This window comes from Streptomyces globisporus (assembly GCF_003501885.1).
GTDB lineage: Bacteria > Actinomycetota > Actinomycetes > Streptomycetales > Streptomycetaceae > Streptomyces > Streptomyces globisporus_D.
Genome location: NZ_QWFA01000322.1, coordinates 1 through 3,792 on the forward strand (window position 1 = coordinate 1; position 3,792 = coordinate 3,792).

The following is a 3,792-nucleotide window of genomic DNA, read 5'->3' on the forward strand; positions in this document are numbered from 1 at the left end:
TTCCCGCCCCACCCGCCGAAGGAGCACCAGGTGGCAGCCCCACTCGCCCGGCCGGCCAAGACCCCGGCACCCCCGGCCGTGCCGCCGCCCGCCGGATCCGCCGGACGGGCCGGACCAGGAAAGCCCGGTGCCCCGGGCGGCCCCGGCACACGACGCGGACAGCGCCGGGCCGTCGCCCTGTTCACCGTCCCGTTCTTCGCACTCTTCGCCGCCGTCACCGTCCTGCCGATGATCTACGCGGCCTGGATGAGCCTCTACCGGGAGGAATCCTCCGGGCTGGGATTCGGCGGAACCGAGCGCGTCTTCGCCGGGCTCGGCAACTTCACCGAAGCCCTCGGCAACGAGGCGTTCCTCCGCTCCTTCGGGAACATCGCCCTCTACTGCGCCCTCTACATCCCCGCGATGGTCGGCGGCGCGCTCATCCTGGCCCTGCTCGTCGACTCGGCCATGGCCCGGGCCAGGCGGTTCTTCCAGATCGCCTACTTCCTGCCGCACGCGGTGCCCGGCCTGATCGCCTCGCTGATCTGGCTCTACCTCTACACACCCGGCCTCAGCCCCGTCACCGACGCCCTCGACGCGTTCGGCGCCGACTGGAACTTCTTCGGCGAGGACGAGGCGATCTTCTCCGTCGTCAACATCTCCGCCTGGCAGTGGACCGGCTACAACATGATCATCTTCTACGCGGGTCTCCAGGCCGTCCCCCGCGAGGTCCTGGAAGCCGCGACCGTCGACGGAGCCGGCGCCCTGCGCACCGCCCTCCAGGTCAAGATCCCCATGATCCGGCCCACCGTCGTCCTCACTCTGCTGTTCACCTGCGTCGGCGCCATCCAGCTCTTCGACGCCCCCAAACTCGTCCAACTCCGCGCCAACACCATGGGCGAGGACTGGTCGCCGACCATGTTCATCTACACCGTGGCCTTCAAGGGCCACGACTACGGCCTGGCCGCGGCGAGCTCCCTGCTGCTCGCCCTCGTCGCCGGCCTGCTGTCCTTCGTCGTCACCAAGCTCGGCAACCGGTGGAAGGCCTCATGAGCACCCAGACAGCCAACCGCGAGGCACCCACCGCCGCCACCCGGCGCGAGGGAACCGAACGCCGCGACGCACCCAGGCCGCCCGCACGCCGGAACCGCACCGGCGGCCTCACCTCCCGGGTGACGGTGAACGCCGTGCTAGCCGTCGTCGCCGTCTACACGCTGATGCCGCTGACCTGGCTCCTCATCGCCTCCACGAAGAGCTACCGGGACCTGTTCGCCACCAACCCGTTCAGCCTCGGCGACTTCGCGTTCCTGTCGAACCTGAACGCCCTCCTGGAATACAACGACGGCGTCTTCGTCCGCTGGATGCTCAACAGCCTCCTCTACACCGTCGTCGCCTCCCTCCTCTCCACCCTCATCTCCGTCGCCTGCGGCTACGCCTTCGACAAGTACGCTTTCCGCGGCCGGGAGAAGTGGTTCGGCGTCGTCCTGGTCGGCGTCCTCATCCCCTCGACCGTCGTCCAGCTCCCGCTGTACCTGATGGCCTCCGAACTGGGCCTCGTCAACACCTACTGGGCCGTCCTGATCCCCAGCCTCGTCAACCCCTTCGGCGTCTACCTGGCCCGCGTCTTCTCCGAGGGGTACGTGCCGGGCGAGGTCCTCGAAGCCGCCCGCGTCGACGGAGCCGGCGAGGTGCAGACCTTCGTCAAGGTCGCCCTGCCGATGCTCGCGCCCGGCTTCGTGACCATCTTCCTGTTCTCCTTCACCGCGAGCTGGAACAACTTCTACGGCGCGCTCATGATGCTCAACGACGACCGGCTCTACCCGGTCAACCTGGGCCTGTTCATGTGGAACCAGAACGTCTACCAGCAGCCGGAGCTCTACCCGCTGGTCATCATCGGCTCCCTCGTCGCCGTCGTCCCCCTGATCGTCGCCTTCCTCTGCCTCCAGCGCTTCTGGCGCTCGGGCCTGACCGCAGGAGCCGTCAAGTGAGCCACTCCGCCACGCCCCGGGTGACCCGCCCCCGCACCGTCCTGGCGATGAGCGGCGAGACCCGGGCCGCGATCCTCGCCCCCGAGGCCCTGGACCGGCTCGCCCGCGTCGCCGACCTCGACCCCCGCCTCCTCGTCACCGACTTCGGCGCCGACGACCCCGCCCAGCGCACCGGACTCCACGAGGCCGAGGTCCTGTTCACCGGCTGGGGCTGCCCCCCGCTGGACCCGGCAGCCCTGAGCGCCATGCCCCGGCTGCGCGCCGTCGTCCACGCCGCAGGATCCGTCAAGCACCACATCACCCAGGACGTCTGGGACCGGGGTATCGCCGTGAGTACCGCCGCAAGGGCCAACGCCTTCCCGGTCGCCGAGTACACGGTCGCCGCGATCCTCTTCGCCAACAAGAACATCCTGGAGAGCGCCCGCGTCTACCGCGAAGCACGCTCCCGGGTGAACCTCCTCGAACGCTTCCCCGGCGTCGGCAACTACCGCCGCACCGTCGGCATCGTGGGCGCCTCCCGCATCGGCCGCCGCGTCGTCGAACTGCTGCGCCCCTACGACCTCCGCGTCCTGGTCCACGACCCGTACCTCGACGAGGAGGACGCCCGGACCCTCGGCGTGGAGCGCACCGAACTCGACACCCTGGCGGCCGAGAGCGACGTCGTCACCATCCACGCTCCCGAACTCCCCGCCACCCGCCACCTGTTCGACGCCCCGCGCCTCGCGTTGATGCGGGACGGGGCGACCCTCGTCAACACCGCCCGCGGCTCCCTGGTGGACACCGAAGCGCTGGTGAAGGAAGCGGCCACCGGACGTCTGAACGCCGTCCTCGACCACACGGAACCGGAAGTCCTGCCCGCCGACTCGCCGCTCTACGAACTGCCGAACGTCCTGCTCACCCCGCACATCGCCGGCTCCCAGGGCGGCGAACTCCACCGGCTCGCCGACGCCGCCGTCGACGAGCTCGAACGGTACGCGCACGGCCTGCCGTTCGCCCACGCGGTGGACCCCCGCACCCTGCACCAGCAGGCCTGACCCGTCCCCGTACCCACCTCCGTACCTCTCCGGGAGACCCGCCATGTCACGTGCCCGCCGTGCGCTCGTCGTCGGCATCGACGGAGTGCGTCTCGACACCCTGCGCCGGGTGCCCACCCCGCACCTCGACGCGGTGGCCGACGCCGGCTTCCTGGCTCCGGTGACCGTGGGGGAGGACACCCCCACCATGTCGGGCCCGTGCTGGGCCACCGTCGTCACCGGCGTCCGCGTCACCAAGCACGCCGTGTGGAGCAACGACTTCAGCGGCCACCGCCTGGGCGTCTTCCCGGACTTCGCCACCCGCCTGGCCCGCCAGGACGGCCGCCGCACCTATGTGGCTGCCGCCTGGGAACCGTTGGTCACCGTCGCCGACGGCGGTCCGATGTTCCGCCGCCCCACCCGGCTCACCCACCACGCACCGGCCGCCGACACGCCCGCAGCCTGGGAGGAGGCCGACGCCTCGACCGTGCGCGACGCGGTGGCCGTCCTCACCCACGAGGATCCCGAGGCGTCCTTCGTCTACCTCGGCGCCCCCGACGAGACCGCGCACCACCTCGGCTGCGGCGACGCGTACGAGACCTCGGTCGAGGCGGCCGACCGCCACCTGGGCGACCTCCTCGCCGCCCTGCGCTCCCGCCCCGGTTACGACGACGAGGCCTGGACCGTCCTCGTCGTCACCGACCACGGGCACCGGGACGAGGGCGGCCACGGCGGCGACAGTGCGGCCGAACGCACCGCCTGGCTCGCCTGCGCCGGCCCGGACATCACCGCCGGGGCCGCCCTCGTCCCGG

The 3,792-nt window shown here is 71.1% G+C and carries 4 protein-coding genes; all 4 read left to right on the forward strand.

Annotation, left to right across the window (positions count from 1 at the left end; genetic code table 11):
• Positions 1-30 precede the first annotated feature (30 nt).
• Positions 31-1,032, forward strand: a complete 1,002-nt coding sequence (locus tag D3105_RS32875; protein WP_206273035.1) for a carbohydrate ABC transporter permease — start codon at positions 31-33, stop codon at positions 1,030-1,032.
• Positions 1,029-1,967, forward strand: coding sequence for a carbohydrate ABC transporter permease (locus D3105_RS32880; protein ID WP_118906483.1), 939 nt, complete (start codon positions 1,029-1,031; stop codon positions 1,965-1,967). The genes D3105_RS32875 and D3105_RS32880 overlap by 4 nt, the downstream gene beginning before the upstream one ends.
• Positions 1,964-3,001, forward strand: a complete 1,038-nt coding sequence (locus D3105_RS32885) for a hydroxyacid dehydrogenase (RefSeq protein ID WP_118906484.1) — start codon at positions 1,964-1,966, stop codon at positions 2,999-3,001. The genes D3105_RS32880 and D3105_RS32885 overlap by 4 nt, the downstream gene beginning before the upstream one ends.
• Before the next feature lie 43 nt (positions 3,002-3,044).
• The coding region (locus D3105_RS32890; protein ID WP_206273033.1) for an alkaline phosphatase family protein at positions 3,045-3,792 on the forward strand (748 nt) is incomplete at its 3' end.

Bases quoted from the DNA above. Each gene is read 5' to 3' on its own strand.
- D3105_RS32880 (WP_118906483.1), top strand. From the start codon at position 1,029: ATGAGCACCCAGACAGCCAACCGCGAGGCACCCACCGCCGCCACCCGG.